Source organism: Nevskia sp., from assembly GCF_023266035.1.
In the GTDB taxonomy this organism is placed as follows: Bacteria; Pseudomonadota; Gammaproteobacteria; order Nevskiales; family Nevskiaceae; genus Nevskia.
The window spans coordinates 1-5,309 of sequence record NZ_JAHFRY010000201.1; the positions used below are offsets into that span (position 1 = coordinate 1).

Sequence of the window (5,309 nt, forward strand, 5' to 3'; positions counted from 1 at the left end):
CAGGAGCCGGCCGCACGGTGGCACTGGGCACGCGCTTCCAGGTTGATCACCACAATGATTCGGTTGCCGTCACCCTCACCGAAGGTTCCGTTTCGGTCACCGGTCTCGGCAATCTCGATGGTCAGGCCGAGTTGCTGCAGCCGGGCGAGCAGCTGAGCTATACGGCAGAGCCGCGCGTCTGGAGCAAGCAGGTGGTCGATGTTCAGGCGGTGACCAGTTGGGAACGCGGCCGCCTGGTGTTTCACGGCACGCCGTTGGCCGAGGCGCTGGCCGAGGTCAATCGCTACGTCGACCGGCCGATCCGTCTCGACGATCAAGCACTGGCAACGCTGCCGGTGAGCGGCAATTTCATTGCCGGCGACAGCGATCTGGTGGTCTCGGCACTGGTTGAGACCCTGCCGATCAGCGCCGACCAGCGGAGCAACGAAATCCTGCTCCGCGGCCGTAGCGACTGAAAATCGCGGTGCGCCGCCACACCGTGTGGCGGCCTGAGCGCTGATTTCCGTGGCATGAAGTGTGCGTCAGGTCACACTGGCGATCGCTCGTTGTTCCCCAACAAGCCCGAAATCATCGTGCCGCCGTTCGTCGGCCGCACGTAGGGTGCCTGCGGTCCGGCAGGCTCTTAAGCAATGTCCTGCCGCGGCTGCTCCGCAAACCGAATGTCCGGTATGTGGGGGCTTGGGGCGGTCCTTGGCTGCATTCGTCGCATTCGAAGGATGTCCGGCTCGGGTACCAGGCGAATCTCATGCACAAGTGGCATCGTCGACGGGGGCGCTTCCGTCTGGCTTTTCGCGCGTCTCTGACCGCGTCGCTGGTGATGTTTTCGGCCTCGGCGATGGCGCTGGACGACACCGTGCCGATCGAGTCGGCGCGGGCCTTGGTCAGCGCCTATGACATCGCGCCGTCGTCTCTGGCCGACGCGCTGGACCGCTTCGGCGAGCAGAGCGGCCTGCAGGTCGTTTACCCACACGGCATCACCGAAGGCTATCGAACCGAGGCCGTGTCCGGACGTCTCAGCGCCAATGACGCGCTGATCCAGTTGTTGGCGGGCAGCGGACTGCGGGTCCTGTTCGCCAACGCGCAGACCGTGGTGATCCTCTCCGGTGCGAACCACGCCCCAGGTAATGCTGCGACGCCGGGAGCTGATGGCGGTGACGCCGAGCGCCGCGTGAAGGCCGTCCAGCTTGGCCAGGTCACCGTCCGCGACGTGCGCCGCACCCTGCCGAAGGAAACCAGCAGCTCGGCGTTCGGCTTCGAGAAGCAATTGCTCGATACGCCGCGCTCGGTGTCGTTCATCAGCAAGGAAACCATCGATCTGTTCGGCCTGTCCTCGGTCGAGGATCTGGTGCGCGTGGTGCCCGGTGCGTTCACGCCGTCCCGCTTCGGCATCCAGGGCGGCATCGACGTGCGCTCGGTGCCGGCCGATACCTTCTTTCGCGGCATGAAGCGGCTGTACCTGCAGGGTCATGTCAACAGCGTGCTGTCGGCGAATGATTCGATCGAGGTCGTGCGCGGCCCGCCATCGCCCATCTACGGCATGGGCAAGGTCGGCGGCTACACCAACGTGCGACCACGAACATCGCGAATGGGCGAAGGCGAACACGGCTTCGACGATCACGGCTTCGTGCAACTGATCTCCGGCAGTTACGAGCACCGGGAGGTCAGCTTCGGCATCAATGGTCCGCTCGAAGTCGCCAATCGTCAGGGTGGGTATGCGGTGTTCGGCGCGCTGTCGGACGCCAATGCCTATGCGCGCGGCGTGCCCAACGATGCCCAACTGCTGCAGGTGTCGACCAGCCTGAACCGCTTTGCCGGCCGCTTCCGGCTGGAGTCCGGCATCAGCCTGCAGCGCGCAATGACCGCCGGTGCGCTGATCGGCCGCTTCACGCAAAGCGTTGCCGATACCGGCCGCTACGTGCAGGGCATTCCGCTGGTCAATCTCGATGCCAACGACAATGGCCGGATCGGCTATCTGGAGATGGAGCGCGGTTCGCCGGTGGTCGGCAATCTCAGCTCGGCCAATCAGCCGCTGGCGCAGACCTTTGCCTGGCAGTACGACGCCAACGGCAAACCGCTGCGGCTCGATCAGTTCGCCCAAGTCAGCGGCATTCCGCAGACCCTGTTCGATTATCTGACCGCGCATCCGGAGGCTGATCCCGGCGGCCTGTTGGTTGCCCAGGGTGTCGGCGGCCCGCGGCCGATGTCCGGTTCGGTGCCGATCGGCATGGCGCTCGATCCCCGCACCACCGGCTACGGCAAGCTCGATATCCGCCGTTTTGCGGCGTACGAGAAGCGTCTGGAAGCGGATCTCGCGACCGGCTACATCGATCTGATCAGCGATGACGATCCGGATTTCACGATCAAGAACCAGCTGTTCTTCGATTCGATGAACCAGTACAAGGAATCCGAGCAGCCGTTCGGTACCGATCAGAATCCGCGCGTCTGGGAAGACAAGCTGACGGTGACGCGGCGCCTGAAGAATCTGCCGTCGTGGATCGGCATCAACATGCTCGGCTCGCTGAATTATCGCAGCACCTATGCGCCGGTCTCGCAGTGCTTCGGCGACTTCAGCAACAACCGCACCGATGCCACCGCCAGCACCTGGAACGACGGCAACGGCGGCATGACGCCGAACACCACGTTCGCCGTCTGTACCGCCAATGACGACATCAACAACGACGGCTTGCCGTACACCGTGCACGGCAAGACCAAGTTCACGGAGATGGGCGCGGCGGCGCTGTTCGACATCGACTTCTCGACCGGCACCAACCTGTTGCTCGGTTATCGCTTCGATGGCTCGAAGGCCAGCAATGTCGAATACGGCGGCACGCTCGATGCGATCCGCGGCACCTCGGCGAATCCCGGTGTCTTCTCGCCCCGCGATGTCTCCTCCCACGGCTGGGACGATGGCACCTCGTGGAGTGTGAGTCTGTCGCAGCGGCTGCCGGGCCGGATCGTGCCCTATGCCACCTACGCCCATTCCAGCCTGACCCTCGACAACAACATCAACCGCCTCAGCAACACCCAGATCGGCCTCGGCCATATCGGTGCTTCGCGGTTCATCGAGTTCGGCATCAAGGCCAGCCTGCTCGAACGCTCGTTGTTCTTCAGCAGCGCCGCCTACGAGCAGCGCCGGGTCAGCATCGACAGCATCGGCGATCCCAGCCTGGCCAACAGCGAAGTGGCTGGCACCCGCACGCGCGGCTGGGAAAGCGAATTGAAGTGGGTGCCGACGCGCAACTTTCTGATGACGCTGTATGCGCTCAATCAGAAGACCTATTACACGCCGAACCGCGGCAGCAATATCCAGGTCGATGCCCGTGCGCTGGGCTTCAAGGATGTCATCGATCCGGCGACTGGAGAGGTCGTCTATCCAGCCGAAGCCTTCCTCTATGGCGGCCGCGCCTTCGTCGCACTGCCGGCCGGTGTGGAGCACTACAGGGAGAAGCAGGGCAATCCGAATACACAACTCGGCTTCACCACGCAGTTCCTGGTCGGCCCTGGTTTCGGTTTCACGCTGAGTGGCAATTATCTATCCAGTGTTTCCTCTGGCCGCCTGCAGCTGACGGAACTGCCTGAAGCCCGCGTGTTCAATGCCGGCGTATTTCGCGAATGGCACAAGTGGCATCTGAAGGCCGACGTCTTCAACTTCACCGATCAACGCTACTTCCGCGCTCGCAATGGCGACACGCTGGCCGATCTGCCGGTATCGGCCCTTCCGGGGCGTCGATTCCAGTTCACCGTGCGGCGTGATTTCTGAGACGTGATTTCTAGTTCATCTAGCGGGGTAGGGTAGCCCGCAGCGTTCCCGTCACATGAGCAGGGACGCCGTAACACAACAACTGTGTACGGCGCCCAACTGACATCCACGGGGAACGCCATGAGCAGCCGCAGAAAGCTTCGGAAATCCGGCCGGAACCTTCGTGACGCCACGAAGGATTTGACCGCCGCCCTCGCCATCCTGGTTCCGACCGGAATGGCCTACGCCCAGACACCGGCACCGCCACCGGCCACGCAAGGGACACCGGCCGCTGCGGAAGCTGCCGCGCCCGCCGAGGCCTCGGTGCTCAGCGACATGGTCGTCAATGCCAGCGCCATTCCATCGATCGCCAGCGAGGCGGTCGGTGGCGGCGGCTTCGCCAAGCCCTTGCTGGAAACGCCGCGCGCGGTTTCGCTGATCAACGAAGACACGCTGAACCTGCTCGGCATCAACGCGATCGAAGACATCGTCCGTGCCGTGCCCGGCACCTACACGACCACGCGCTACGGTCTGCAGGGCGGTATCAACGTTCGCGGCATTCCGGCCGACGTCTACTGGCGCGGCATGAAGCGCATCACCGCGCAGGGCCATTACCGCACTGATCTGTCGTCGCTGTCGTCGATGGAAATCGTCAAGGGCGCCGCCCCACCGATCTACGGCCTCGGCCGCATCGGCGGTTACGTCAACCAGACGCCGCGTTCCGGCGGCAAGGCGCAGAACGGCACCTATCTCAGCGATCTGTCCGGCTTCGTGCAGGGCGTCACCGGTTCCTTCGAAAAACTCGAAGCCACCAGCGGCGTTGGCGGTCCGGTCGATATCGCCGGCAAGCAGGGCGGCTTCTACACCTACGGTCTGGTCGAGAACTCCGGCACCTACGTGCGCCAGGTCAATGTGCGCCAGCGCCTGCTGCAGTCGGCGCTCAGCCTCAACAACGTCGGCATGTTCCGCGTCGAAAGCGGTGTCCAGATCCAGAACTCGCAGACCTCGGGCGGTTACATGAACCGCGTCACCCAGAGCCTGATCAACAACGGCACCTATGTGCGCGGCAGCCCGCTGGTCAACCTCGATGCCGGCGCCGGTGTCAATCGTGATGGCGCCGGCGACGGCTTCGTCGGTCAGCGTGAGCAGCATGCGAACTCGCCGGTGGAAGGCAATGTGAGCGCCGCCAACCGCCCGCTCGACCAGCGTTTCAACTGGCCGATGTGCAGCGGTCCCACAGCGGCTCCCGGTGCTGATCCAGCCAATGCGGGTCCAGGCGGCTTCTGTCTGCCCGGAAAATTCCCGGTACAGCCGGGCATTCCGGACTCGCTCTACAACTATCTGGTCGCCAATCCGCACAAGGATCCGACCGGCGCCCTGCGCGCTGCCCATGAGCAGGGTTCCGGCGTGAAGCCGGTATCGGGATTGCTGCCGGTCGGCTTCTTCCTCGATCCGACCACCACCGGCTTCTCCGAAGTGGACTATCGCCGCAACGGCTCCTACGAGCGCCTGCAGAACGCCAACGTCGGTCTGGCCTGGTTCGATCTGGTCTATGACACCAATCCGGACT

General features: G+C 63.9%; 2 protein-coding genes and 1 pseudogene. All 3 read left to right on the top strand.

Going from position 1 to position 5,309, the window contains the following annotated elements; all coding sequences use genetic code 11:
* Nucleotides 1–455 (top strand): annotated as a pseudogene (locus tag Q0D45_RS20625) (iron dicitrate transport regulator FecR); the annotation flags it as partial.
* 290 nt (nt 456–745) lie between these two features.
* Nucleotides 746–3,760 (top strand): TonB-dependent receptor plug domain-containing protein, encoded by a 3,015-nt coding sequence (locus Q0D45_RS20630; RefSeq protein WP_293397523.1) that lies wholly within the window; start codon nt 746–748, stop codon nt 3,758–3,760.
* A gap of 120 nt (nt 3,761–3,880) precedes the next feature.
* Nucleotides 3,881–5,309: TonB-dependent receptor (locus tag Q0D45_RS20635; protein ID WP_293397525.1), on the top strand; the 1,429-nt coding region annotated here is incomplete at its 3' end.